Source organism: Streptomyces sp. Pv4-95 (assembly GCF_045782725.1).
In the GTDB taxonomy this organism is placed as follows: Bacteria; Actinomycetota; Actinomycetes; order Streptomycetales; family Streptomycetaceae; genus Streptomyces.
The window spans coordinates 6,349,946-6,374,713 of the sequence record NZ_CP127172.1; the positions used below are offsets into that span (position 1 = coordinate 6,349,946).

Below are 24,768 nucleotides of genomic sequence, written 5' to 3' on the forward strand. Positions count from 1 at the left end.
TCGTGGGAGGCGCATTTTTCCGCCGGAACCCCAGGCTCTGTCGGCTGCAACACATGAGTTTTCGGGCCGGCGAACGAGCGCCCGGATGAGCAGGTGAACGCCCAGGCGACACGGGCTCTCGGCCGTACGGCAAGACTGCCGCCGGATGCCCCCTTTCGCCTCTTGAACCTTCGGGTTCCCGGCAGTCGGGTGTGAATGCTGCGGCCCGCGAAGGAAGCGGCCGGAAGCCCGCGCGCGATTCCTCCGGCGCGGTCGGGGGTCAACACGACCCCACCCCCCGCGAAGGCCGCGGTATCCCCTACGTCTAGAGTGGCGTGGTACGCGCAAGTGCTCACCGGACTGTTACCCGTCCGGATGTCTTGCTGGCCTTATCTCCGCGGCACTCGAGCCGCAGTAGTTACTTCCAGGGGTGTGCGTGACGGCCGTCGAATCCCGTCCTGCGGGGGCGCTCTCTCGGAGCCCTGGGAGTCCAGGTCCAGGCAACCGCCCAATCGGTGCCCGGGTCAAGGCTTTCATCGCCCTGACCAAGCCGCGTGTCATCGAATTGCTGCTGATGACGACGGTGCCGGTGATGTTCCTGGCCGCCGAGGGCGTGCCGGACCTGTGGCTGGTGCTGGCGACCTGTATCGGCGGCTATCTCTCCGCCGGCGGCGCGGGCGCCTTCAACATGTACATCGACCGCGACATCGACGCGCTGATGGACCGCACCGCCCAGCGGCCGCTGGTCACCGGCATGGTCTCGCCGCGTGAGTGCCTGGTCTTCGCGACCACCCTCGCGGTGGGCTCCACCGCCTGGTTCTGGTTCCTCGTCAATCCGCTGTCGGCGATGCTGTCCCTCGGGGCGCTGCTTTTCTACGTCGTCGTTTACACGATGATCCTGAAGCGGCGTACCGCGCAGAACATCGTCTGGGGCGGTATCGCGGGCTGCATGCCGGTCTTCATCGGCTGGTCCTCGGTGACGAATTCGGTCTCCTGGGCCGCGGTGATCCTTTTCCTCGTCATCTTCTTCTGGACGCCGCCGCACTACTGGCCGCTGTCGATGAAGGTCAAGGACGACTACGAGCGGGTCGGGGTGCCGATGCTGCCGGTCATCGCCGGCAACAAGGCCGTCGCCCGCCAGATCGTCGCCTACAGCTGGGTGATGGTCGCGGTCTCGCTGCTCCTGCAGCCCCTGGGTTACACCGGCTGGTTCTACACCGCGGTCGCCCTCGCCTGCGGCGCCTTCTGGCTCAAGGAGGCGCACGGCCTGCAGTCCCGCGCCAAGGCGGGCGTCACCGGCGCCAAGCTCAAGGAGATGCGACTGTTCCACTGGTCCATCACCTATGTCTCCCTGCTGTTCGTCGCCGTTGCCGTGGACCCCTTCCTCCGCTGATTACCGGCGGGTAGCATCTTGTCCATGGCAGACAACCAGCAGGCGGACGAGCAGGTGACGACGGCGGCCGACGAGACGGCCGGCGCGAAGCCCGACAAGCGGGCCGAGCGGCGTACGGCCAAGCTCGCCAAGGAGATCCACGCCTTCGCCGCGTCGCACGGCGGCAGCGCCGAGGGCCAGCTCGCGCACATCGGCCGCGGCCGCACCCGTATCGCCCTCGTCGGCGCCAACGGCGAGTGGGGCACCCTCGTCGCGGAGACCTACGACTCCGCCAAGGGCGCGGCCGAGAAGGCCGGCGTCACACTCCATGACGATTTCGACGGCGACATCGCGGCCAAGGTCCGCACCGGTCCCTACGAATGGTCCCGGATGGCAGGCATCCAGGTGGGCGGCCCGGCCAACTCCTGAAGGACCTGCCGGGCCGGCGCCCGCGCCCCGCGGCGGCCGCCCGGCGCCTGCGAGCCCGATACCTGACGACCTCCTCGTCCGTTGAACCCACGGGCGCGGCGCTTCCGCGCCGCCCGGCGGCTCTCGGCGAGGAGGAGCGGATGGACGGCTCTCCACCGCTCATCGATCAGTACAGCCACGGCGCGGTGCACGGCGAACTCGGCCTCGGCTCCTTCGAGGCCCACCTCGGCGCCGCGGCTGGCGCGCACGGTCCGGCCCCCGCTGGCACGACCTACTTCGACAGCTGGACCGGCATCGCCGTACGCCGCTGGTGCCCCCCGCTGCTCGGCCTGGAGCCGCACTGCCCGCCGGCCCGCTATCTGGCCCGCAGACGTGAGATCGGCGCCTACCGCGCCGGCCGCCTCCTCCTGCGCGGCGCCGGCATCGGCACCTTCCTGGTGGAGGCCGGCACCCCCAGCGATCTGACCTCCGCCGCGGAACTGGCCGGGGCCGCCGCGGCCCGCGCCCACGAGGTCGTCCGGCTCGAACCCCTCGCCGAGCAGGTCGCCGACACCTCGGGCAGCGTCGACTCCTTCATCGGCTATCTCGCGGAGGCGCTGTACGCGTCCGCCCAGCACGCCACCGCCTTCGCCTCCGGCGCCACGCACTGCGACGGACGCGCGCCGGGGGCCCGTGCGGTGCGGAGCGCGGCGGACCGCTGGCTGCGCAGCCGCCGCCCCGGTGAGCCGCTCGACGAGCCGGAGCTGGTGCGGCATCTGCTGTGGAGCGCGGTGGCGACGGGGCTGCCGGTGCAGCTGCACTGCGCCGATCCCCAACCCCTGGCGGGCTTTCTGGGGGCCACGACCGGGCTCGGGGCGGACCTGGTGCTCATGCCCGCGGCGCCGCACCACCGGCGGGCGGCGCAGCTCGCGGCGGTGCACACCCATGTGTACGCCGATGCCGGACCGCACCCGGAGGAGACGCTCGGTCAGGCGCCGTTCGGCAAGCTGCTGTTCTCCTCGGGTGCGCACGGCCTGCCCGAGCTCTATGTGACCGGCGCGCGCATCTTCCTGCGCGCCATGGCACGCGTCGTACGGGAGTGGTCCGACGAGGGGCTGTGCGATGCCTCGGACGGCCGGCGGATCATCGAGATGATCGGCTCAGGGACCGCCCGCCGCGTCTACCGGCTGGCGGCGGAGGTGCCGGTGGCCGGCTGAGGCTCCAGGGCCTCGTGGGCGCCCGCGGGCGCCGGGACCAGCGGCACAGGACCGCGCTCGCGCAGGGCGAGGACGACCCGCAGCACCGCGATCCAGACCAGGGCCGAGCCCAGCATGTGCAGCCCGATGACGATCTCCGGCAGCCCCATGAAGTACTGGATGTAGCCGACGACGCCCTGGAAGAGGAGGCAGCCGAACAGCTCCAGCACCGCACGGCGCGGAGCGGCCGGCGCCTTCACGGCGCGCAGCGTGAACCACAGGGCGACGGTCAGGCCGACGACGATGTAGACGAAGTCGACGTGGAGCTGGGTGATCTCCTGCCAGTTCAGCGGGATGCGGTGCACCTTCTTGGCGTCGCCCGCGTGCGGCCCGGCGCCGGTGACGACGGTGCCGAGGAGGGTGAGCACGCCGGTCGCCCCCAGCAGGAGCCAGGCCAGCTGGCGCACCGGGCGGACGACGACGCCGCGCGGCTCCTCGTCGCCTTCGCCGGCCCGCTGCCAGGCCACCACGGAGACCGTGAGGAGGCCGGTGGTGAGCAGGAAGTGCGAGCTGACGATGTAGGGGTTCAGTCCGGTCAGGACGGTGATCCCGCCGACGACGGCGTTGCCCATCACGATCCAGAACTGTGCCCAGCCGAGCCGGGTCAGCGAGCGGCGCCGGGGCGAGCGGGCGCGGGCGGCGATGATGAACAGGCCGACGAACGCGCACAGCACGTAGGTCAGCATGCGGTTGCCGAACTCGATCAGGCCGTTGATGCCCATCTCGGCGGTCGGCGTGAGGCTGTCCGGGGTGCACCGCGGCCAGGTGGAGCAGCCCAGACCGGACTGCGTCAGCCGTACCGCGCCGCCGGTGATCACGATGATCACGGCCATCACGACGGTGGCGAGCGCGGCCCGCCGTACGAAGCGCGCGGAGGGCTGCCAGCGGCGGGCGATCAGCTCGAGGGGATTCAGCGTGTTCGGCACGGGAGCCATCGTAGGCGGCCCCTTGTGCAAACTTTCACGAGGGGTCCGTATCGCTACGGAACCACCCGAGCCGCCCGCCGGACGGCGCAGGCGGTCACTCCCAGCGGAAGAAGCGGGCCGCCGCGCCCAGGCCGAGCGCCGCCCACACCGCAAGGATCCCGAGGTTCTGCCAGGGGATGCCGGCGCCGTGCTGGAGCACGTCGCGCAGCCCGTCGGACAGCGCAGTGATCGGCAGCAGTCCGAGCACTGATCGGGCCGCCTCCGGGAACTTCTCCAGAGGGACGATGACTCCGCCGCCCACCAGCAGCAACAGAAAGACCAGGTTGGCCGCCGCGAGGGTCGCCTCCGCCTTGAGGGTGCCGGCCATCAGCAGGCCGAGACCGGAGAACGCGGCGGTGCCCAGGAGAAGCAGCAGAAGGACGGAGGCCACGCCGCCGGAGGAGCCGGCGTGCGGCGACCAGCCCAGCGCGAAGGCCACCGCGGTCAGCAGCGCGATCTGCAGGATCTCGGTGACCAGCACCGCGCAGGTCTTGGCGGTCATCAGTCCCCAGCGCGGCAGCGGGGAGACGGCGAGGCGCTTGAGCACCCCGTAGCGCCGCTCGAATCCGGTCGCGATCGCCTGGCCGGTGAAGGCGGTGGACATCACCGCGAGCGCCAGGACACCGGGCGCGAGGAAGTCCACGGAGCTGCCCGCGCCGCTCGCCGTGCCGGTGGGCACGGCGATGATGTCGACGGCCGAGAACAGCACCAGCAGCAGCGTCGGGATGACGACGGTCAGCAGCAGCTGCTCGCCGTTGCGGAGCAGCATCCTGGTCTCCAGGGCCGCCTGCGCGCGGATCATCCGGGGCAGCGGAGCCGCCGCGGGCCGCGGGGTGAACGTGCCGGTCGTGGTCATCAGCGCAGCTCCTTGCCGGTGAGCTCCAGGAAGACGTCCTCCAGGGTGTGCCGTTCGACGGCTATCGCGTCGGGCATCACGCCGTTCTGCGCGCACCAGGAGGCGACGGTGGCCAGCAGCTGCGGATCGACCTTCCCCTGGACACGGTAGGTGCCCGAGGTCAGCTCGGTGGCCGCGCTGTCCGCGGGCAGCGCCTTGAGCAGCGAGGCGATGTCGAGGCCGGGCCGTCCGGTGAAGCGCAGGGTGTTCTCCGCGCCGCCCCGGCACAGCTCGTCCGGGGCGCCCTGGGCGATGACCCGGCCGCCGTCGATGATCGCGACGTCGTCGGCGAGCTGCTCGGCCTCGTCCATGAAGTGGGTGGTCAGCACCGTGCTGACGCCGTCCTGCCGCAGTTCCCGGACCAGGTCCCAGGTGGCGTGCCTGGCCTGCGGGTCGAGCCCCGCGGTCGGCTCGTCGAGGAAGACCAGCTCGGGCCGGCCGACGACGGCCATCGCAAGCGCCAGCCGCTGCTGCTGGCCGCCGGACAGCCGCCGGTAGGCCGTGCGGCCGCAGCTGCCCAGGCCCAGTCGGTCGATGAGGAGGTCCACATCGATCGGGTGGGCGTGCAGGGTGGCGGTGTGCCGCAGCATCTCCTCGGCTCTTGCGCCGGGGTAGACGCCGCCGGACTGGAGCATCACACCGATCCGCGGGCGCAGCGCCGCGGCGTCCGCGACCGGGTCGAGGCCCAGGACACGGACCTGCCCGGCGTCGGGGCGGCGGTAGCCCTCGCAGGTCTCGACCGTGGTGGTCTTCCCGGCGCCGTTCGGGCCCAGTACGGCGGTGACGGCGCCGCGCGCGACGGTCAGGTCGAGCCCGTCCACGGCGGTCTTGGTCCCGTATCGCTTGACCAGGCCGACGACCTCGACGGCAGGCTCGGTTCGCATGCCGGGAAGTCTACGAAGGGCGGCGGGCGGCGAGTCCATGGGGGCTCGGATCCGTCGCAGGGGGTGAGACCGGGCGTCCATCGTCCTGGGGCTCGCTCGGTGGCGCCGGGGGAGCCGTGCGTAGCCGTATGGCGGTGCGCGGCGCATCTGATTCCGCGCGAGCGCTCGGGGGAGGGCGGCCGGGCGCCGGAATCCCCGTGTTCGCGGGCCCGGCGCCGCGAAGGGGGCTCCGCTGCGGACCGTGTGGAACTGAATTTCGAAGCGCGGGTCCCGAGGTGTCGAACCGTCGAGGAGGCGGCACCCATGCGCAGGTCGGAGGGGTGCGCGACGCTCCGGGACCCCCTTGGATTAGGTCACCCTAAGTGATCGAGGCCACCAGTCCGTGATCCGGACGAGGGTTGTATCGCTTCGAGGAATTACGCAACAATGACGTTGTGAAATACGCGAGCGAGGATCAGGAAGGGCCCGTGGTCGAGACGACCACCGGGCCGGCCGCCTCCGCGCCCGAGCAGACCGTGCAGACCGCACGGGCCGGCCATGCCGCCCCGTCGCCGCACGACGAGCAGCAGGGCACCCGCAACCGGGTGGCCCGCTCCATTCTCGACCACGGTCCGTCCACCGCGGCCGAGCTCGCCCTCCGCCTGGAGCTGACCCAGGCGGCCGTCCGCCGTCATCTCGACGCGCTGGCCGCGGAGGGCGTCGTGGAGCCCCGCGAGCAGCGGGTCTACGGAGCGCGCACGCGTGGTCGGCCGGCCAAGGCCTTCGCACTCACCGACTGCGGTCGGGACGCCTTCGACCAGTCCTACGACCAGCTCGCCTCCGACGCGCTGCGCTGGATCGCGCAGACCGCCGGCGGCGGCGAGATGGGCGAGGCCGCGGTCGCCGCCTTCGCGCGCGCCCGGCTCGCCGAGCAGGCCGAGAGCTACCGCCAGGCGGTGGAGACCGCCGAGCCCGAGGCCCGCACCAGGGCCCTGGCCGAGGCATTGACCGCGGACGGGTACGCTGCTACGGCGCGCAGCGCGCCCAATTCCCAGCTCGGTGAACAGCTCTGCCAGCACCACTGCCCGGTCGCCCACGTCGCCGAGCAGTATCCGCAGTTGTGCGAGGCGGAGACCGAGGTCTTCTCCCGTCTGCTGGGGACCCACGTACAGCGACTCGCCACCATCGCCCACGGCGACGGGGTGTGCACCACCTTCATCCCGAAGGCCGGCGGGGCCGCTCACAGCACCACTGCGCCGAAGAACACCAAGACCACCAAAGCATCTGCAAGCACGGCCGGGAGGAACCCCGCATGACGCTCCCCACGGAGACTGCTCACCCCGAGCTCGAGGGTCTGGGCAAGTACGAATACGGCTGGGCCGACTCCGACGTGGCCGGCGCCTCGGCGAAGCGCGGAATCTCCGAGGCCGTCGTCCGCGACATCTCGGCGAAGAAGAACGAGCCCGAGTGGATGCTCAAGCTCCGCCTCAAGGGTCTGAAGCTGTTCGGCAAGAAGCCCATGCCCAACTGGGGCTCGGACCTGTCGGGCATCGACTTCGACAACATCAAGTACTTCGTCCGCTCCACCGAGCAGCAGGCCGCCTCCTGGGAGGACCTGCCCGAGGACATCAAGAACACCTACGACAAGCTCGGCATCCCCGAGGCGGAGAAGCAGCGCCTGGTCGCCGGTGTCGCCGCGCAGTACGAGTCCGAGGTCGTCTACCACCAGATCCGTGAGGACCTGGAGGAGCAGGGTGTCCTCTTCCTGGACACCGACACCGCGCTCAAGGAGCACCCGGAGCTCTTCCAGGAGTACTTCGGCACGGTCATCCCGGTCGGCGACAACAAGTTCGCGTCGCTGAACACCGCGGTGTGGTCCGGCGGGTCGTTCATCTACGTCCCCAAGGGTGTCCACGTCGACATCCCGCTGCAGGCCTACTTCCGGATCAACACCGAGAACATGGGCCAGTTCGAGCGGACGCTGATCATCGTCGACGAGGACGCCTACGTCCACTACGTCGAGGGCTGCACCGCGCCGATCTACAAGTCGGACTCGCTGCACTCCGCGGTCGTCGAGATCATCGTGAAGAAGGGCGGCCGCTGCCGCTACACGACCATCCAGAACTGGTCGAACAACGTCTACAACCTGGTCACCAAGCGCGCCGTCGCCTACGAGGGCGCGACCATGGAGTGGGTCGACGGCAACCTCGGCTCCAAGGTGACCATGAAGTACCCGGCCGTCTACCTCATGGGCGAGCACGCCAAGGGTGAGACCCTCTCCATCGCCTTCGCGGGCGAGGGCCAGCACCAGGACGCCGGCTCCAAGATGGTCCACATGGCGCCGAACACCTCCTCCAACATCGTCTCCAAGTCGGTGGCGCGAGGCGGCGGCCGGACCTCCTACCGCGGTCTGGTCGAGATCGGCGAGGGCGCGGCGGGCTCCAAGTCCAACGTGCTCTGCGACGCCCTGCTGGTCGACACCATCTCCCGGTCGGACACCTACCCGTACGTCGACGTCCGCGAGGACGACGTGTCCATGGGTCACGAGGCGACCGTCTCCAAGGTCAGTGAGGACCAGCTCTTCTACCTGATGGCCCGTGGCCTGACGGAGTTCGAGGCCATGGCGATGATCGTGCGCGGCTTTGTCGAGCCGATCGCCCGTGAGCTGCCCATGGAGTACGCGCTGGAGCTGAACCGGCTGATCGAGCTGCAGATGGAAGGCTCGGTCGGCTGACCCGGCCCCACGCAGCGACCGACTCCCTGATTGCAGAAAGCGAGCACGACGACAGCCATGGCTGAGGCTCAGAACATCCCGGCGGGTTCCACGACCACCGGCTCCATCGCGGTGGCCGCGGAGTCCACCGTCGCCACGCGGATGAGCGCCCCGCCGTCCTATGACGTGGCGGACTTCCCCGTGCCGCACGGCCGCGAGGAGGAGTGGCGTTTCACCCCCCTCGCGCGCCTGCGGGGCCTGCACGACGGCACCGCCGTCGCGGGCGGCGCCGATCTGAAGATCGACATCACGGCGCCGGAGGGCGTCACCCACGAGCTGGTGGACCGTGCCGACCCGCGCGTCGGCAAGGCCGGCAAGCCGGTGGACCGCGTCGCCGCGCAGGCGTACAGCTCCTTCGAGAAGGCCTCGGTCGTCACGGTCCCCAAGGAGACCGTGCTCTCGGAGCCGATCCGGATCAGCGTGCACGGCGAGGGCGGCACCGCCTTCGGCCACCAGGTCATCGAGCTGGGCCCGTTCGCCGAGGCGGTCGTCGTCATCGACCACACCGGTGACGCGGTGCTCGCCGCCAACGTCGACTACCTCCTGGGCGACGGCGCCAAGCTGACCGTCGTCTCCGTCCAGGACTGGGACGACAAGGCGGTGCACGTCGGACAGCACAACGCCCTGGTCGGCCGGGACGCGAGCTTCAAGTCGGTGGTCGTCACCTTCGGCGGTGACGTCGTCCGTCTCCACCCCCGCGTCACCTACGCGGGCCCCGGCGGCGAGGCCGAGTTCTACGGTCTGTACTTCACCGAGGAGGGCCAGCACCAGGAGCACCGCCTCTTCGTCGACCACGAGGCCACCAACTGCCGCTCGCACGTCGTCTACAAGGGCGCGCTGCAGGGCCAGGACGCGCACGCCGTCTGGATCGGCGACGTCCTGATCCGGGCGTCGGCCACCGGCACCGACACCTACGAGCTCAACCGCAACCTCGTCCTCACCGACGGCGCGCGGGTCGACTCGGTCCCCAACCTGGAGATCGAGACCGGCGAGATCGTCGGCGCCGGCCACGCCTCGGCGACCGGCCGCTTCGACGACGAGCAGCTGTTCTACCTGATGGCCCGCGGCATCCCGGCCGACGAGGCCCGCCGACTGGTCGTCCGCGGCTTCTTCGCCGAGCTGGTGCAGCAGATCGGCCTCCCGGACGTCGAAGAGCGTCTGATGAGCAAGATCGAGGCCGAGCTGGAAGCGTCCGCCGCATGACGTACGTACGCGCAGCGGCGCTCAGCGAGCTGGAGGAGGACACCCCCAAGAGGGTGGAACTCGACGGCACGCCGATCTCCCTGGTCCGCACCGAGGGCGAGGTGTTCGCGATCAACGACATCTGCTCGCACGCGAACGTCTCCCTCTCGGAGGGCGAGGTCGAGGACTGCTCGATCGAGTGCTGGCTGCACGGATCGAGCTTCGACCTGCGCACCGGCAAGCCGTCCGGCCTACCCGCGACGCGCCCCGTCCCCGTATACCCCGTAAAGATCGAAGGGGACGACGTGCTCGTCTCCGTCACCCAGGAGTCCTGAGTTCCCCATGGCAACGCTTGAGATCCACGACCTGCACGTCTCCGTCGAGGCCGAGAACGGCCCCCGCGAGATCCTGAAGGGCGTCGACCTGACCGTGAAGCAGGGCGAGACGCACGCCATCATGGGCCCCAACGGCTCCGGCAAGTCCACCCTCGCCTACTCGCTCGCGGGTCACCCCAAGTACACGATCACCGGCGGCACCGTCACCCTCGACGGCGAGGACGTCCTGGAGATGTCCGTCGACGAGCGCGCCCGTGCCGGCGTCTTCCTCGCCATGCAGTACCCGGTCGAGGTGCCCGGCGTCTCCGTCTCCAACTTCCTGCGCACGTCGGCGACGGCGATCCGCGGTGAGGCCCCCAAGCTGCGGCTGTGGGTCAAGGAGGTCAAGGAGGCCATGGAGCGTCTCTCCATGGACCCGGCGTTCGCCGAGCGCAACGTCAACGAGGGCTTCTCCGGCGGTGAGAAGAAGCGCCACGAGATCCTCCAGCTGGAGCTGCTCAAGCCGAAGATCGCGATCCTCGACGAGACCGACTCCGGCCTGGACGTCGACGCGCTGCGCACCGTCTCCGAGGGCGTCAACCGCGTCCGCGAGTCCGGCGAGGTCGGCACCCTGCTGATCACCCACTACACGCGCATCCTGCGCTACATCAAGCCCGACCACGTCCACGTGTTCGCGAACGGCCGCATCGCCGAATCCGGTGGCGCCGAGCTCGCCGACAAGCTGGAGGCCGAGGGCTACGAGGCCTACACGAAGGGTGGGGCGACCGCGTGACACAGATGCCGGGCCTCCTCGACACAGAGGCGATCCGTAAGGACTTCCCCCTGCTGGATCGTGTGGTCCACGACGGGAAGAAGGTCGTGTACCTGGACAACGCGGCGACTTCGCAGAAGCCGCGCCAGGTCCTCGACGCGCTGAACGAGTACTACGAGCGGCACAACGCCAACGTCCACCGCGGCGTGCACGTGCTCGCGGAGGAGGCCACGGCGCTGTACGAAGGCGCCCGTGACAAGGTCGCCGCGTTCATCAACGCACCGAGCCGCGATGAGGTGATCTTCACCAAGAACGCCTCCGAGTCGCTCAACCTCGTGGCGAACATGCTCGGCTGGGCCGATGAGCCCTACCGCGTGGACCACGAGACCGAGATCGTCATCTCGGAGATGGAGCACCACTCCAACATCGTTCCGTGGCAGCTGCTCTCGCAGCGCACCGGTGCGAAGCTGAAGTGGTTCGGCATCACCGACGACGGCCGTCTCGACCTGTCCAACATCGACGAGATCATCACCGAGAAGACGAAGATCGTCTCCTTCACGCTGGTCTCCAACATCATGGGCACGGTCAACCCGGTCGAGACGATCATCCGCCGTGCGCAGGAGGTCGGTGCGCTGGTCTGCATCGACGCCTCCCAGGCCGCCCCGCACATGGTGCTGGACGTCCAGGCGTTGCAGGCCGACTTCGTCGCCTTCACCGGCCACAAGATGTGCGGCCCGACCGGCATCGGTGTCCTGTGGGGCCGCCAGGAGCTGCTGGAGGATCTCCCGCCGTTCCTCGGTGGCGGCGAGATGATCGAGACGGTGTCGATGCACTCCTCGACCTACGCACCGGCGCCGCACAAGTTCGAGGCCGGTACGCCCCCGATCGCCCAGGCCGTCGGCCTCGGCGCGGCCGTGGACTACCTCTCCTCGATCGGTATGGACAAGATCGCCGCGCATGAGCACGCGATCACCGAGTACGCCGTCAAGCGGCTGCTAGAGGTCCCCGACCTGCGCATCATCGGTCCCAGCTCGGCCGAGGACCGCGGAGCGACGATCTCCTTCACGCTCGGCGACATCCACCCGCACGACGTCGGCCAGGTCCTCGACGAGCAGGGCATCGCGGTCCGGGTCGGCCACCACTGCGCGCGGCCGGTCTGCCTGCGGTTCGGAATTCCTGCGACCACCCGAGCGTCGTTCTATCTGTACTCCACCCCCGGCGAGGTCGATGCCTTGGTCGAGGGCCTGGAGCACGTCCGCAACTTCTTCGGATGAGGACGAGGACTGACTGAGCCGTGAAGCTGGATTCCATGTACCAGGACGTCATCCTGGACCACTACAAGCACCCGCACGGGCGCGGTCTTCGGGACGGCGACGCCGAGGTGCACCACGTCAACCCCACCTGCGGTGACGAGATCACGCTGCGCGTGCGGCTCGACGGCGCGACCATTGAGGATGTGTCCTACGAGGGGCAGGGCTGCTCCATCAGCCAGGCCAGCGCGTCGGTGCTCAACGAGCTGCTGGTGGGCAAGCAGCTCGGCGACGCCCAGAAGATCCAGGAGACGTTCCTGGAGCTGATGCAGTCCAAGGGCCAGCTCGAACCGGACGACGCGATGGAGGAGGTGCTGGAGGACGCGGTCGCGTTCGCCGGTGTCTCGAAGTACCCGGCGCGTGTGAAGTGCGCCCTGCTCAGCTGGATGGCCTGGAAGGACGCCACGGCCAAGGCTCTCTCCGAGGAGGCGAAGACCGCATGACCGACACCCCCGAGAATACGATCACGAGCACCAAGCCGGCCTCGGAGGAAGAGGTCCGCGAGGCGCTCTACGACGTCGTCGACCCCGAGCTCGGCATCGACGTCGTCAACCTGGGCCTGATCTACGGCATCCACGTCGACGACGCCAACATCGCCACCATCGACATGACGCTGACCTCCGCGGCCTGCCCGCTGACCGACGTCATCGAGGACCAGGCGAAGTCCGCAACGGACGGCATCGTCAGCGAACTGAAGATCAACTGGGTCTGGATGCCCCCGTGGGGCCCGGACAAGATCACCGACGACGGCCGCGAGCAGCTGCGCGCGCTGGGCTTCAACGTCTGAACCGCGGCTCGGGGCCTCCTCAGCGGATTGCCCCGGCCGCGTCGGAACGGCCATATCCGCCAGGCACCCCCTGGCGGATATGGCCGTTTCGCCGTACCGGGCCGCCGCGCGCACACCCCCCGCCCTCGTCGCCCCTCCCTTGCGTACGGCCGCGCGCACGGCCTTGTGTACAGACGTACGCAACGTTGTGTACGCTCGTACGTATGGTCTATGTGACGCTGGCCGGCGCGATCTTGTCCGAGGTCCTCGCCACCACGGCGATGAAGTACAGCGAGGGCTTCTCCAAGCTGTGGCCGTCGCTGGGTACCGCGGCGGGCTACCTCGTCGCCTTCGCCCTGCTGGCGCAGACGCTCAAGGCGATGAACATCGGCACCGCCTACGCGATCTGGGCCGGGGCCGGCACGGCCCTCGTCGCGGCGATCGGCATGGTCTTCATGGGGGAGAGCGCGTCCGCCCTGAAGATCCTCGGGCTGGTGCTGGTCGTGGCCGGTGTCGTGGTGCTGAATCTGGGCGGTGCGCACTGATGGCCCGCCGCTACGACCCCGACCGCAGGCAGCGGATCATCGACGCGGCCATCGCGGTGGTCGGCGAACGCGGGATCGCGGGCCTCAGCCACCGCACCGTGGCCGCGGCCGCGGATGTGCCGCTGGGCTCGACGACCTACCACTTCGCGACCCTGGACGATCTGCTCGTCGCCGCGTTGCAGCAGGTCAACGGCGAGTGGATGGCCGACTTCGCCCGTTGGGTGGACGGCATCGACCCGGCGGCGCCGCTCGCCGACGAGGTCACCCGGCTGGTCGAGGACACCCTCGCCGGCGACCGCGCCCGGGTGGAGCTGGAGTACGAGCTGTATCTGGCGGCGCTGCGCCACGAGGCGGTGCGGCCGATCGCCGCCGCCTGCCTGGACGAGATGGTGCGGCTGCTCGGCCGGCGCATCGGCGATGTGGCGACGGCGCGGGCGGTGGTGGCGTTCACCGACGGGCTGCTCCTCCAGCACCTGCTCACCGGCCAGCCGTTCCAACCCACCACGGTACGGGCGGGGTTGGCCGGGATCCTGGGCTGAGCCCGCCGGCGGTCAGGGGCGGGGCCGGTGCGGTGGGCGGTGCGCGCTGGTCTGATCGCTGAGACCGGTTCGCCTCGGCGGGCACCCTCCGGTTAGGTTTCGAACATGACCGATGCTGCTTCTTCCCGTCTCCAGACCGGCGCCGTCGCCGCCGGGCTCGCCACCGTCACGTCCGACGGCACTGTTCTCGACACCTGGTTCCCGGCCCCCGAGCTGGTCGCCGCGACCGCCGAGGCCCCCGGCCCCGCCGGCACCGAGGTGCTGACCGACGAGCGCGCCACCGAGCTGCTGGGCGCCGCCTCGCTGAAGGCGATCGGCCCCGACCCGGTCCGCGACGTCGAGGTCGTGGCCGTCCGCACGGTCATCGCCTCCCTGGACGACAAGCCGCTGGACGCGCACGACGCCTACCTGCGTCTGCACCTGCTCAGCCACCGGCTGGTCAAGCCGCACGGGCAGAACCTGGAGGGCGTCTTCGGCCTGCTGTCGAACGTCGCCTGGACCTCGCTCGGTCCGGTGGCCGTCGACCAGCTGGAGAAGGTGCGGCTGAACGCCCGCGCCGAGGGCCTGCACCTCCAGGTCACCAGCGTCGACAAGTTCCCGCGGATGACCGACTACGTCGCGCCCGCCGGTGTGCGCATCGCGGACGCCGACCGGGTGCGGCTCGGCGCGCACCTCGCCGCCGGCACCACCGTCATGCACGAGGGCTTCGTCAACTTCAACGCCGGGACGCTGGGCACCTCCATGGTCGAGGGCCGGATCAGCGCGGGCGTCGTCGTCGGCGACGGCTCCGATGTCGGTGGCGGCGCCTCCACCATGGGCACCCTGTCCGGTGGCGGCAAGCAGATCATCGCCATCGGCGAGCGCTGCCTGCTGGGCGCCGAGTCGGGCATCGGCATCGCGCTGGGCGACGAGTGCGTGGTGGAGGCGGGCCTGTACGTGACCGCCGGCACCCGGGTGACGCTGCCGGACGGCCAGGTCGTCAAGGCGCTGGAGCTGTCCGGCGCCGACAACATCCTCTTCCGCCGCAACTCGACCACCGGCGCCGTCGAGGCCCGGCCGAACAAGGCGGTCTGGGGCGGTCTCAACGAGATCCTGCACAGCCACAACTGAGCGGTCACCGCTGAGCGCGCCGGTCCCGTGGGACCGGCGCGGGCACGGTGCGCGAACGGCCCGGTGGGGAGACCCACCGGGCCGTTGTCGTTGCCGGGAGTGGCGCCGTGGCCGGCGCCGTGGGTGCGCGGGCGCGGGCCGGAGTGCGCCCGGGGCGCGGAAGCGGGGGCCGGTTTGCGCTGGTGCCAAGGCCACTGCCGGTGGGCCACCATGGCCTGGACGGAGTCCAACGCACCGTACCGGGAGGCGTCATGAGGCTGGGCAAACCGCTCGCTGTCGGCATCGCTGAGGAGCGGGAAGCGGTCGGCCCACCACATCGGGCCGAGACGCCCGGAGAGCCGGAGCGGGACGCGGCGCGGTCGGCGGTCACGGACGCTGCCGACGCCGCTGCCGAGGCCGCCGCCGATGCCGTGCTGCGGCTCGGCGCCGGGGCGCCGGCGGGCCGATGAGGAGGCTGCGACTGCCGCATGAGCGCCCGGCCGAGCCGCCGCGCGGATACAAGCTCGCCCACCCGGTGGTCTCCCACGACGACGGCCGGGTCGGTTTCGCCGGGGTGTCGATCGGCGGCGCGCTGCCGTACGGGGTGCTGGACGAGGCGCGGTGCGTGTACGGCCGCCGGCATCGCAGCCCCGCACTGCGCTGCGACTGCGGCTTTCACTGCCTGCACACGCTCTCCGACGCGCTCGCCCTGACCTGTGCGGGCGCGCACCGGCGGGCGACGCTCCTGGAGGTCACGGTGCTCGGTGCGTACATCCGCTTCGAGCGCGGCATGCGCTACGCACGCCAGCGGGTGCGGGTGGCGCGCGTCGGCCCATGTGTCTGCGGTCTGCCGGCGGAGGTCTTCGTGGACGCGGGCTGGGGCCGTACCGGCTGGCGGGCGCTGACCGGCGCGTGCGGGAGCTGCGCGGCGGGGCAGGGGCAGGTGACCTTCACGGAGTTCGCCCGGGTCGGTGGCGGCCGGCTGCGGGTGGTGGCCGGGCACCGCCGGGAGGCGGGCGAAGGGCCCACTTTCCGTGCGGTGCCCCGTCCGGCCACGGAGCCCGCCTTGATGCAGGCCAGGCTCGACCGGCTCCAGGGGCGGTGGTCGCGGCTGACCGGGGAGCCGTGACGAAGACCGGAGAACTGGCATGGCCGTGTCACGGGCCGTGCGGCGCGCCGCTAGGCTTGGGCCATGCGTGATCTTGCAGCGGGGCTGCGGTATCTGGGCAAGGGGCAGCGGTGGGTCGCCGGGCACGGCCGGTGGTGGGGCTTCGGGTTGATTCCCGCGCTGATCACCCTGGTCCTCTACGCCGCGGTGCTCACCGCGCTGGCCTTCTGGTCCGGTGACATCGCCGCCTGGGCCACGCCGTTCGCCGACGACTGGGGCTCCCCCTGGCAGGCGCTGCTGCGCGGCCTGTTCGTGGCGCTGTTGTTCGCCGGCGGGCTGATGCTGTCCGTCCTCACCTTCACGGCCGTCACCCTCCTGATCGGCGACCCGTTCTACGAGTCGCTGTCGGAGAAGGTCGAGGAGTCCGAGGGATCCTGCCCGCCGAGCCCGGACCGGCCGCTGTGGCAGGAGATCTGGATCGCCCTGCGCGACAGCGTCCATGTGCTGCTGCGCGCCGCCGGCTTCGGGATCCTGCTCTTCGCCCTCGGATTCGTGCCGTTCCTCGGGCAGACCGTCGTCCCCGTGATCGGCTTCTGCGTCTCCGGCTTCTTCCTCGCCGTGGAGCTGACGTCGGTGGCGATGCAGCGCCGGGACGTCCCCGTCCGTGAGCGGCTGCGGCTGCTGCGCGGCCGCAAGGCGCTCGCCGTCGGCTTCGGCACGCCCGTCGTGCTGCTCTTCCTCGTCCCGTTCGTCGCGGTGCTCCTGATGCCCGGCGCGGTCGCCGGAGCGACGCTGCTGGTCCGGGACCTGCTGCCCGAGGAGCAGCCGCAGGCCGTGGGCCCTGGGGAAGGCGAGGGGCTGCAGGCCGCCGGGCCGTACGGGCAGGGCGCTCCGGGGTACAGCGGGCAGGGCGGATTCGGGCCGCCGCCGGCGCAGTTCCCCGCTACCCAGGGACCGCCGCCGCAGACCGGACCCGGGTCCTCCACAACGCCTCCGTCAGCCGGGTGGTGAGCTGGGGTCCTGCGTCCAGGAGCGGGCCGCGGACCGGTCCCGCCGGTAGTTCCAGGTGGTTCAGCAGCGCCTTCACGGTGACCGCGCCCGGCGCTTCCGAACCGGTGACCGCCTCGAAGAGGGGCACCAGTTCCAGATGGCGCCGGGCGGCTTCGCCGGTGGCGCCGGCGTCGTAGGCGTCCTGCACGGAACGCACCGCGCGGGGCGCGACGTTGCCGGTGGTGGTGACGCAGCCGGTGCCGCCGATCGCGCGGAGCGGCAAGATCTGCTCGTCGCATCCCGCGTAGTAGGCCAGGCCGGTTGCGGCCAGGACCTTCGCCGACTTCAGCAGGTCGTATCCGCAGTCCTTGACCGCCGCGATGCGGGGATGGTCGGACAGGCGCAGCAGGGTCTGCGCGGTCTGCGCGGTGCCGGTGCGGGCGGGGATGTCGTAGAGCATCACCGGCAGTCCGGTGGCGTCCGCGACCGTACTCAGGTGGTGCGCGACGGATTCCTGGGTGGGTCGTGAGTAGTACGGAGTCACCACCAACAGCCCCTGAGCGCCTGCCCGTTCGGCGCTGCGGGCCAGGGTGACGCTGTGCCGCGTGTCGCTCGTGCCGACCCCGGCGGTGACGCGCGCCCGGTCGCCAACAGCCTCCACGACGGCCCGGAGCAGCGTTTCCTTCTCGGCGTCAGAGGTGGTCGGGGACTCCCCGGTGGTACCGCTCAGTACCAACCCGTCGCAGCCGCCGTCATCCACGAGATACGTGGCGAGCCGCTGCGCTCCTACCGGGTCCAGTGCTCCGTCCGGGGTGAACGGCGTGATCATGGCAACTGCGGTGCGCCCGAAGAGTGGTGGGGCGCCGGGTGCCGCGACGGGCGAGGCTGCGGTGTCCATTCCGGGAGTGTGCTCACGACCCACACTTCACGTCCACTTAGTTGTGCTCGCTCCTCCGTGAAGCAGTGCTACAACCCGCTCGTTGCGGGGACGGGGAGAGGACGACGCGGAGCGGCCGCCGTGCCCTGCAGGGCACGGCGGCCGCTCGGGTGTCACAGGCCCATTACTCGCCGGTCAGGCCATTGCGCGACCGGGGCTTGAGGTCCTGGGTCCGCTCCGCGGCGGACTCCTCGGACCCCTGCGGCTTCCGCTCGCGGTCGCTGCGCCGCTCGGCGCCGCGGTTCTTGGCCGACTTGCGATTCTGGCCCTTGCCCATGATCACTCCCTTGTCCGAGCCGATGTGCTTACCTGCCCAGTACCGCACCCTCAGGGGGAGTTGGCGATCCGGAGGTGGGCCAGGGGAGTGACGGCCACGTCACGGCCGGATGCGCAGCACCTGCGGGTCGTGGTCGCTGGCCTGGTCGGCGTACTCGGCGTTGATGTGCACGATGTCGTAGTCGGCACGGGCGGGATGACGGCTGGTGAGCATGTGGTCCAGCACCTGGGAGTTGCCGTTGTAGACATAGCCGTAGCGCTCGGCGCGCGGCAGCCTGCCGACGAGGTCGGTGAGTACCCCGCCGTCCGTCAGCTTCATCAGCGCGGGCGAGAACTGGTAGTCGTTGAGGTCTCCGGCGACCACCACATCGGCGCGTGGGTCCTTGGCCAGCAGATCCTTGACGAAGGCGTTGACCAGCCCGGCCTGCGCGACGCGCTGGGTCTCCGAGCTGCGGGCCGGCGGCTGGAAGCGGCTGTCCAGGCCCTGGTCGCCGCCCTTGGAGTTGAAGTGGTTGGCGACCACGAACACCCGGCTCCCTGGGCGGCTCTTGAGCGAGAACTGGCCGACGAGCGGCTTGCGGCTGTCCTTCCACGCCGATTCGGCGGGCGCGATCCGGCCCGGCGAGGCGGAGAGTGCGGCCTTGCCGTGGTCGTCGACCACCTTCACCGCGGTGGTGGCATCGCCGCCGGCGACGTCGGTGAAGGAGACCCGCTCGGGGTTGAAGAGGAAGGCGACCCGGATGTTGCCGCCGGGCTGTCCGCCGTCCTGGTCGTTCGCCGGGTCGATCTGCCGCCACTCGTACGCCGGGCCGCCCGCCGCCTTGATGGCGTCGGTGAGCTTCTTGAGGGTGGCGCCCGCGGTCACCACGCCGTTGTCGGTGGCGCCGCTGTCGTCCTGCACCTCTTCCAGCGCCACGACGTCGGGGGCGGCGAGGTGATCGACCAGCGCCGCCGCGAGGCGGTCGAACTTGGCCTGCGGGGTGGTGGGCGCGAGGTTCTCCACGTTGTACGTGGCGACCGCGAGCTCGTCGCTCTTCTGCTTGCGGGTGCTCTCCGGCGCCGGACCGTGATCGGCGACCGTGCCGAGCTCGGTGGCCTGGAGGGTGTAGCCCCCGAAGTTGTCGTAGTCCAGCGGGCCCGCGGTGGTGCCGGTCAGCTCGTCGCCGACGTCGGCCACCGGGAAGGGGCGCTCGGCGAACGGGATCAGCGAGGCCACCTTCACCCGGCCTGGGTTGGGGTCCTTGTAGGAGTCGTAGAGGGTGCCGCCGCGGGGCGTGCGGTGGTGCTTGGGCTCGGCGGTGACCCACAGCTCGTGATGGGTGCTGGTCGCGCCGACGACGGGTGCCCCGGAGACCGAGACGCGCATGCCCTCCAAGGACTCGTAGCGGTCCAGCGCGTAGGAACGGGGGCGCAGCGGCAGCGACTCGATGTTCCCGCCGTCCGGGCGGGGAGCGTAACGGGCCGGTATGGAGGCGGCGTTCAGCCGGTAGGCGGCGGGCAGCTTCGCCTTGGAGGAGTCAACTGTCCACGTGGCGCCGGTTATCTCGGTGACGGACTGCAGACCCGCGTCCTTGCCGCCCGGGTAGTACTCGCTGACCTTGCCGGCGACGGTGACCGCGTCGCCGACGGCGACCTTCGGTGTCTGGCTGCCGGTGAAGACGAAGATCGCCTCGCTGGTCGCGGCGTCGTCGTCCGGATGCGGGTCCTGCACCCAGAAGCCGCGCGCGGAGCCGAACGAACGGATTGCGGTGACCGTGCCGGGCACGTCGCCGACCTGCTGCCCGGCGAGCGGGGAGAGGCGGGTGCTGCCTTGGATGTCGTGGATCCGGGCACCGGCGGCGCCGGCGGACTGCGGCGCGGTGAGCAGGCCGGTGGCGAGGGCGGCGCAGGCCACCGCGCTGAGGGTGGCCGGTTTGCGGAGCGAACGACGGGACGGCATGAGGGCCTCCTGGGAAGTGGGGGAAGAGGATGCGGGCGTCAGGGCGGCGAGCAGCGCGGCGCGGAGCGGCCCGGCGATCTCTACGCGCGTCAATCTCTTGCGTGGCCACGGGAGTTGTCAAGGTCCACCGGGTGATCGGGTGGGGGCGGGTGGGTGAACCGCCCGAGATACGGAGAATTCCGTCTACGCTTGGGCGTCGCACGAGCCGTAGTCCGTTCGAGGAGCTGAGCCCCAGATGTCCGCAGACCGCCCCACCCTGCCGCCGGTGCGGCTGCACTCCGAAGCGGAACTGGCCCGGGACGCGCTGAGTGCGCCGCTGATGGCCCGAGCCGCCAAGCTGGCCCGCTGGGCGGAGCGGGGCGTACCGGTCGGCGTCGGCGGCGAGATCCTCCAGGAGTCGCTGGAGGCCGCCACCGAGCACCTCGGCCTCGGCGCCGACGAGGACGGCCCCGGTTACGCCGCCGAGGCCTGGCAGCTCGCGGTGGACACCGGTCTGGTGGAGATCGAGGAGACGGCGGACGAAGCGGCCGACGCCGACGACCTCCCCGACGACGCCGCGGTCGGCACCGCCCGCCCCGGTGAGGAGCTGAGCCTGCTGACGTCCGGCAGCCCGCAGGACATCCTCGACATCTGGCTCGGCGGCATGGAGACCGTGCTCGCCGACGCGGTCGCCCCCGACCTGTCCGACATCGCCGACCAGCTCGCCGAGGGCGGCGAGCTGGACCTGGACGCGATCGACTGGAACCCGGAGGAGGAGGCCGAGATGCTGGACGGCATCCTCGGCAACCTCTACCTGCTCACGGCCGTGAACGACGGCCCCGGACAGGACGTCCCGCTCCCCGCCCTCGCCGCGTCCATGATCGTCCCGGACGACATGGAGGAGCCCACCGACGACATCCTGGAAGAGGTCTCCGAGGCGATGATGCGCCTGGACGACCAGTTCCGGGTGCTGGAGCCGATCGGGCTCGTCGCCTACACCCCCGTGGACGAAGCCCTCATCGAGGAGCTGGACGAGGACGGCGAGACGGTCCTCCCCGCAGGGGGGACGCCCGGCGCCGAGCCGCCGGCCGACGCCGATGTCTCCCGCTACGGCCTGGTCCGGCTGACCCCGCTCGGTCTCTACGCGGTCCGCGCGCGGATGCTGGACGCCGGTGTCCACGCCCCGGCCGTCGGCGACCTCACCGACAAGGGCGCGGACGTCCTCCTCGACGCGCTGCCCGAATACCCCGAGACGCTCGCCCAGGCCGAGTCCGAGCAGTGGCTCGCCGCCCGCACCCCCGCGGACGCCGCCCGTGACCTCCTCGCGGCCGCCCGTGGCGACGACGAGCGCGCCCCGCTGCGCCGGCTCGCCGCCCAGCAGACGCTCTCCCTGGTCTCGCCGGACGCCGAGCCCGCGCTGCGCGAGGTCCTCGACGACCGGCAGCTGGGCGGCCTGGCCCGGGTCTGGCTGGCCGAGCGCGCGGCGGCCGGCATCTCCGAGCCGTCCCAGGAGATGATCTTCTGGCTGACCGTGGACACCATCGCCGCGCAGCTGGACAGCGCGACGGAGGACGCGGCGAACGAGCTGCGCGAGCTGGTCCGGAGCCTCACCGACCAGCACAGCGGGTTCTTCGACACCGCCTGGCGGGTGGACCACCCGGCCACCGCCGACGTCCTGGAGGCCATGGGCCGGCTGCACCCGGACAAGAAGGCCGCCAAGGAGGCCCGTAAGGCCGCCTTCAAGGCGCGCTCCCGCAAGGCGGACTGACTCACTCCGCTGCTCCGGGCCACCGGCCCGGAGCAGCCGTGGAGCTCCGGCGCGGCAGGGATACGGGCGGGGGCGGGCGCGAGCCGAAGGGCTTGCGGCCGCCCCCGCCCGCTGCGTGCGGGCCAACTGCTTCCTGGATGTCGTGCCGCGTTCAACCGGAGTTCGAAGGCGGGCGGGAACGTGTGCGGCGCAGGGAGAAGAAACCGGCCATCCAGGAGATGACAATGCCGCTGACCCGGAGAGACTTCGCCAAGCGTTCCGCCCTCGCCGGTGCGGGGGTGACGCTGGCCGGCAGCGTCGGCGTGCTGGCCACCGCCCCCGGAGCCCTCGCGGGCGAAACCACCACCGCCGGCGACGCCGGCGGAACGGCGGGCGACCACACACTCGGCTACGGTCCGCTGATCGCGGACCCGGACGGCATCCTCGCGCTGCCCGCCGGCTTCTCGTACCGGATCATCACCAGGACCGGTGTGACCACGCTCGACAGCGGCGAGTCCACGCCCTCCAACCACGACGGCACCGGCGCCTTCGAAGGCCGCCGGGGCACCACCCTGCTCGTCAACAACCACGAGCTGAAGGGCCCGCGCGCCGACTGGCCGCACCCGGTGCCGCTCGCCGACGGGCTGGTCTACGACCCGGCGGCGGCCGGCGGCTGCACCGTCGTCGAGGTCGCCAAGGACGGCACCCCTGTCGGCGAACGGGTCGGCATCGCCGGCACGTCCACCAACTGCGCGGGTGGGCACACCCCTTGGGGCACCTGGCTCACCTGCGAGGAGAACGAGGACAAGGCCGGCCAGAAGGGCATGACCAAGGACCACGGTTATGTCTTCGAGGTGGACCCGCTCGACATCCGGGCCGGCCGCCACCCCCAGCCCGTCAAGGCGCTCGGGCGCTATGCGCACGAGGCGGTGGTCGTCGACCCCCGGCGCGGCCACCTCTACCTGACCGAGGACGCCGACAGCCCCAACGGCCTGTTCTACCGATGGACCCCGCCGCACGGCTTCCGGCACGGCCGGGGGCAGCTGCGGACGCTGGCCGACGACGCCGGTGTGCTGGCAGCGCCCAAGTGCTACGACTCCGGCGGCCGCTTCGTCGACGACCTCTCGCGCGCCACGAGGACCGGCACCGTCTACGGCGTCGACTGGGTCGAGGTGCCCGACCGCGACGCCCGCGAGGTGTCGGTGCGGCGGCAGTTCGAGGATGGTGACATCACCCGTGCCCGCAAGCTGGAGGGCATGTGGTGGGCGGACGGCGGGGCCTACCTCGTCTCCTCCTTCGCCCGCGAGGAGAGCCCGGTCCAGCACGACGGACAGGTCTGGTTCTACGACCCGCGGCGGCGCACCCTGACGCTGAAGGTGCTGCTCGGCGTCAATGAGGACCCCGCGAAGGACGGTCCGCTCGACGGCCCCGACAACATCACCGTCTCGCCCTACGGCGGACTGATCATCGCCGAGGACGGCGAGGGCGTGCAGCATCTCTTCGGCGCCACCGAGGACGGCCGCACCTACCCGCTCGCGCGCAACGACCTCAACATCGGGACCGCCGACGAGCCGGAGTTCAGCGAGTTCACCGGGCCGGTCTTCTCCCCGGACGGCCGGACGCTCTTCGCCAACATCCAGGACCCGGGCATCATGCTGGCGATCTCCGGGCCGTGGAGGCGGCAGCGCCGGCAGCGGTAGCGGCGGCAGTGGCAACACCACCGTCACCGCCGTCGGGTGCCTCGGCGGTGAGGACGTAGTAGTCCAGCAGACCGGTCTCGTACGCCGTGAGGTAGCGGCGCGGCCATTCGTCGCGGAGCTCCGGCTGCTGGGCCATGTAGCGGTCGTAGGACGCCCAGACCCGGTCGCCGATCGCCCGGACCCGGACATCGCGGAGGCCGGCGTCGGCGAGCGTGGCGGCGGCCTCGTCGATGACATGGGGGACGTCCAGGCCGTCGGCGTACGGGGGCAGGAGTTCGGGCAGCGCGCGGGCCGCCTCCGAGCCGCGGGCGAAGAAGGTGGTCAGCGCCAGTCGCCCGGCCGGGTGCAGCACCCGGGCCGCCTCCCGGGCGAAGCCGGCCAGCTCACGGAAGTGCTGCGCTGCCTCGACGGAGTAGACACAGTCGACGGAGGCGTCGGGCAGCGGGATGCGTGCGGCGGTGCCGCGGATGAAGGACAGGGAGCCCGAGGGGGCCGGAGGAGAGCCGGGAGTGGCGGGCGCGGGCCCGTTCGTGAGCAGCGCGGCATTGGCCTCCCGGGCACGGGCGATCTGGTCCGGATGGGCGTCCAGGCCGATCACCGACCCGAAGCCGAATTCGCGCAGCGCCAGCGCGCAGCCCAGGCCCCGCCCGCAGCCCACTTCCAGCGCGGTGCGGCCCGCGGGCCGGTCGAAGGCGCCCAGCACCAGCCGGTAGAGGTCCTCCTCGCTGCGCACCCGGTCGGCCACGGTCAGCGGGCGGTCGGCGCCGGGCGGCTGCGCCCAGTAGCCGAAGTTGATGAAGCCGCCGGCGAACGCGGGGACGGTGCTCAGGTCGAGGTCGCCGTAGATCTTCGCCACGCGGTCGGGGAGGTCCGGCGCCCCGGAGCCCTCCGGGCGGCCGGGCTGCTTCCGGTGGCCGGCGTCGCCTGCCGGGTGCGGCTGCTGCGTCATCGAACGCTCCTCGTGCGTGCCGTGTGCGCGTGCGGTGTGCGGGCCGCACGCGGCCGGGGGTGGTCGCTCCGTTGCCTGTCGTGGGGTTCTTGCCTGCCGGGGTGACCCGCCGGGG

26 protein-coding genes are annotated in these 24,768 nt (G+C 71.3%); 19 read left to right on the forward strand and 7 right to left on the reverse strand.

What is annotated here, in order from left to right; translation table 11 throughout:
- The first annotated feature begins 415 nt into the window (after nt 1–415).
- The 3 genes from QOM21_RS27735 to QOM21_RS27745 all read left to right on the forward strand — a co-directional run bounded on the left by QOM21_RS27735 (nt 416) and on the right by QOM21_RS27745 (nt 2,976).
- Entirely contained in the window at nt 416–1,372 is a 957-nt protein-coding gene (locus QOM21_RS27735) for a heme o synthase (RefSeq protein ID WP_407553725.1), read from the forward strand.
- A 24-nt stretch (nt 1,373–1,396) separates the two neighbouring features.
- Nucleotides 1,397–1,780, forward strand: a complete 384-nt coding sequence (locus tag QOM21_RS27740) for a hypothetical protein (RefSeq protein WP_407553726.1) — start codon at nt 1,397–1,399, stop codon at nt 1,778–1,780.
- 140 nt (nt 1,781–1,920) lie between these two features.
- Nucleotides 1,921–2,976: an amidohydrolase gene (locus tag QOM21_RS27745; protein WP_407553727.1), complete on the forward strand. Its 1,056-nt coding sequence runs from the start codon at nt 1,921–1,923 to the stop codon at nt 2,974–2,976.
- On the opposite strand, the gene QOM21_RS27750 is transcribed toward QOM21_RS27745, so the two are convergent.
- From QOM21_RS27750 to QOM21_RS27760, 3 genes are all read right to left on the reverse strand, one after another.
- Complete coding sequence (locus QOM21_RS27750) at nt 2,940–3,941, reverse strand: COX15/CtaA family protein (RefSeq protein ID WP_407553728.1); 1,002 nt, start codon at nt 3,939–3,941, stop codon at nt 2,940–2,942. The two genes, QOM21_RS27745 and QOM21_RS27750, sit on opposite strands and share 37 nt — an antisense overlap.
- Before the next feature lie 94 nt (nt 3,942–4,035).
- Nucleotides 4,036–4,836 (reverse strand): ABC transporter permease, encoded by an 801-nt coding sequence (locus QOM21_RS27755; RefSeq protein WP_407553729.1) that lies wholly within the window; start codon nt 4,834–4,836, stop codon nt 4,036–4,038.
- Complete coding sequence (locus QOM21_RS27760; RefSeq protein ID WP_407553730.1) at nt 4,836–5,759, reverse strand: ABC transporter ATP-binding protein; 924 nt, start codon at nt 5,757–5,759, stop codon at nt 4,836–4,838. The genes QOM21_RS27755 and QOM21_RS27760 overlap by 1 nt, the downstream gene beginning before the upstream one ends.
- 434 nt (nt 5,760–6,193) lie before the next feature.
- Here QOM21_RS27760 and QOM21_RS27765 point away from each other — a divergent pair, with 434 nt between their 5' ends.
- The 14 genes from QOM21_RS27765 (at nt 6,194) to QOM21_RS27830 (ending at nt 17,147) form a co-directional block, all read left to right on the forward strand.
- Entirely contained in the window at nt 6,194–7,054 is an 861-nt protein-coding gene (locus QOM21_RS27765; RefSeq protein ID WP_407553731.1) for a helix-turn-helix transcriptional regulator, read from the forward strand.
- Nucleotides 7,051–8,472 carry a Fe-S cluster assembly protein SufB gene (sufB, locus tag QOM21_RS27770; protein ID WP_401478882.1) on the forward strand — a complete coding sequence of 474 codons (1,422 nt, stop codon included), beginning with the start codon at nt 7,051–7,053 and terminating at the stop codon, nt 8,470–8,472. Before QOM21_RS27765 ends, sufB begins: the two co-directional genes overlap by 4 nt.
- Nucleotides 8,473–8,529: 57 nt before the next feature.
- Nucleotides 8,530–9,714, forward strand: a complete 1,185-nt coding sequence (gene sufD / locus QOM21_RS27775; RefSeq protein ID WP_407553732.1) for a Fe-S cluster assembly protein SufD — start codon at nt 8,530–8,532, stop codon at nt 9,712–9,714.
- Nucleotides 9,711–10,028, forward strand: a complete 318-nt coding sequence (locus QOM21_RS27780) for a non-heme iron oxygenase ferredoxin subunit (RefSeq protein WP_326621575.1) — start codon at nt 9,711–9,713, stop codon at nt 10,026–10,028. The genes sufD and QOM21_RS27780 overlap by 4 nt, the downstream gene beginning before the upstream one ends.
- A 7-nt stretch (nt 10,029–10,035) precedes the next feature.
- Entirely contained in the window at nt 10,036–10,800 is a 765-nt protein-coding gene (sufC, locus tag QOM21_RS27785; protein ID WP_407553733.1) for a Fe-S cluster assembly ATPase SufC, read from the forward strand.
- Nucleotides 10,797–12,053 (forward strand): cysteine desulfurase, encoded by a 1,257-nt coding sequence (locus QOM21_RS27790; protein ID WP_393895941.1) that lies wholly within the window; start codon nt 10,797–10,799, stop codon nt 12,051–12,053. The genes sufC and QOM21_RS27790 overlap by 4 nt, the downstream gene beginning before the upstream one ends.
- Nucleotides 12,054–12,073: 20 nt before the next feature.
- On the forward strand, nt 12,074–12,532 hold the full coding sequence (gene sufU / locus QOM21_RS27795; protein ID WP_393549675.1) for a Fe-S cluster assembly sulfur transfer protein SufU: 459 nt from the start codon (nt 12,074–12,076) through the stop codon (nt 12,530–12,532).
- On the forward strand, nt 12,529–12,876 hold the full coding sequence (locus QOM21_RS27800) for a metal-sulfur cluster assembly factor (protein ID WP_407553734.1): 348 nt from the start codon (nt 12,529–12,531) through the stop codon (nt 12,874–12,876). The genes sufU and QOM21_RS27800 overlap by 4 nt, the downstream gene beginning before the upstream one ends.
- Nucleotides 12,877–13,079: 203 nt before the next feature.
- On the forward strand, nt 13,080–13,400 hold the full coding sequence (locus QOM21_RS27805; protein ID WP_407553735.1) for a DMT family transporter: 321 nt from the start codon (nt 13,080–13,082) through the stop codon (nt 13,398–13,400).
- Nucleotides 13,400–13,939, forward strand: a complete 540-nt coding sequence (locus QOM21_RS27810) for a TetR/AcrR family transcriptional regulator (RefSeq protein WP_407553736.1) — start codon at nt 13,400–13,402, stop codon at nt 13,937–13,939. Before QOM21_RS27805 ends, QOM21_RS27810 begins: the two co-directional genes overlap by 1 nt.
- A gap of 105 nt (nt 13,940–14,044) precedes the next feature.
- The gene (dapD, locus tag QOM21_RS27815) at nt 14,045–15,049 is read left to right on the forward strand and encodes a 2,3,4,5-tetrahydropyridine-2,6-dicarboxylate N-succinyltransferase (RefSeq protein WP_407553737.1); all 1,005 of its coding nucleotides are present in this window, start codon (nt 14,045–14,047) and stop codon (nt 15,047–15,049) included.
- A gap of 251 nt (nt 15,050–15,300) precedes the next feature.
- The gene (locus tag QOM21_RS27820; RefSeq protein WP_407553738.1) at nt 15,301–15,498 is read left to right on the forward strand and encodes a hypothetical protein; all 198 of its coding nucleotides are present in this window, start codon (nt 15,301–15,303) and stop codon (nt 15,496–15,498) included.
- Nucleotides 15,495–16,157, forward strand: coding sequence for a hypothetical protein (locus QOM21_RS27825; protein WP_407553739.1), 663 nt, complete (start codon nt 15,495–15,497; stop codon nt 16,155–16,157). The genes QOM21_RS27820 and QOM21_RS27825 overlap by 4 nt, the downstream gene beginning before the upstream one ends.
- Before the next feature lie 63 nt (nt 16,158–16,220).
- On the forward strand, nt 16,221–17,147 hold the full coding sequence (locus QOM21_RS27830; protein ID WP_407553740.1) for an EI24 domain-containing protein: 927 nt from the start codon (nt 16,221–16,223) through the stop codon (nt 17,145–17,147).
- Here the strand turns inward: QOM21_RS27830 and dapA are convergent.
- The 3 genes from dapA to QOM21_RS27845 all read right to left on the reverse strand — a co-directional run bounded on the left by dapA (nt 17,080) and on the right by QOM21_RS27845 (nt 20,278).
- Nucleotides 17,080–18,024 carry a 4-hydroxy-tetrahydrodipicolinate synthase gene (dapA, locus tag QOM21_RS27835; protein ID WP_407553741.1) on the reverse strand — a complete coding sequence of 315 codons (945 nt, stop codon included), beginning with the start codon at nt 18,022–18,024 and terminating at the stop codon, nt 17,080–17,082. The genes QOM21_RS27830 and dapA overlap by 68 nt on opposite strands.
- A gap of 163 nt (nt 18,025–18,187) precedes the next feature.
- A complete protein-coding gene (locus QOM21_RS27840) occupies nt 18,188–18,340 on the reverse strand; it encodes a hypothetical protein (RefSeq protein ID WP_407553742.1) in 153 nt (50 codons plus the stop codon).
- A 99-nt stretch (nt 18,341–18,439) separates the two neighbouring features.
- A complete protein-coding gene (locus QOM21_RS27845) occupies nt 18,440–20,278 on the reverse strand; it encodes an endonuclease/exonuclease/phosphatase family protein (RefSeq protein WP_407553743.1) in 1,839 nt (612 codons plus the stop codon).
- Between the two features lie 235 nt (nt 20,279–20,513).
- Here QOM21_RS27845 and QOM21_RS27850 point away from each other — a divergent pair, with 235 nt between their 5' ends.
- Complete coding sequence (locus QOM21_RS27850) at nt 20,514–22,025, forward strand: hypothetical protein (RefSeq protein WP_407553744.1); 1,512 nt, start codon at nt 20,514–20,516, stop codon at nt 22,023–22,025.
- 224 nt (nt 22,026–22,249) lie between these two features.
- Complete coding sequence (locus QOM21_RS27855) at nt 22,250–23,704, forward strand: alkaline phosphatase PhoX (RefSeq protein ID WP_407553745.1); 1,455 nt, start codon at nt 22,250–22,252, stop codon at nt 23,702–23,704.
- On the opposite strand, the gene QOM21_RS27860 is transcribed toward QOM21_RS27855, so the two are convergent.
- Nucleotides 23,655–24,653, reverse strand: coding sequence for a class I SAM-dependent methyltransferase (locus tag QOM21_RS27860; RefSeq protein ID WP_407553746.1), 999 nt, complete (start codon nt 24,651–24,653; stop codon nt 23,655–23,657). The genes QOM21_RS27855 and QOM21_RS27860 overlap by 50 nt on opposite strands.
- Nucleotides 24,654–24,768 lie beyond the last annotated feature (115 nt).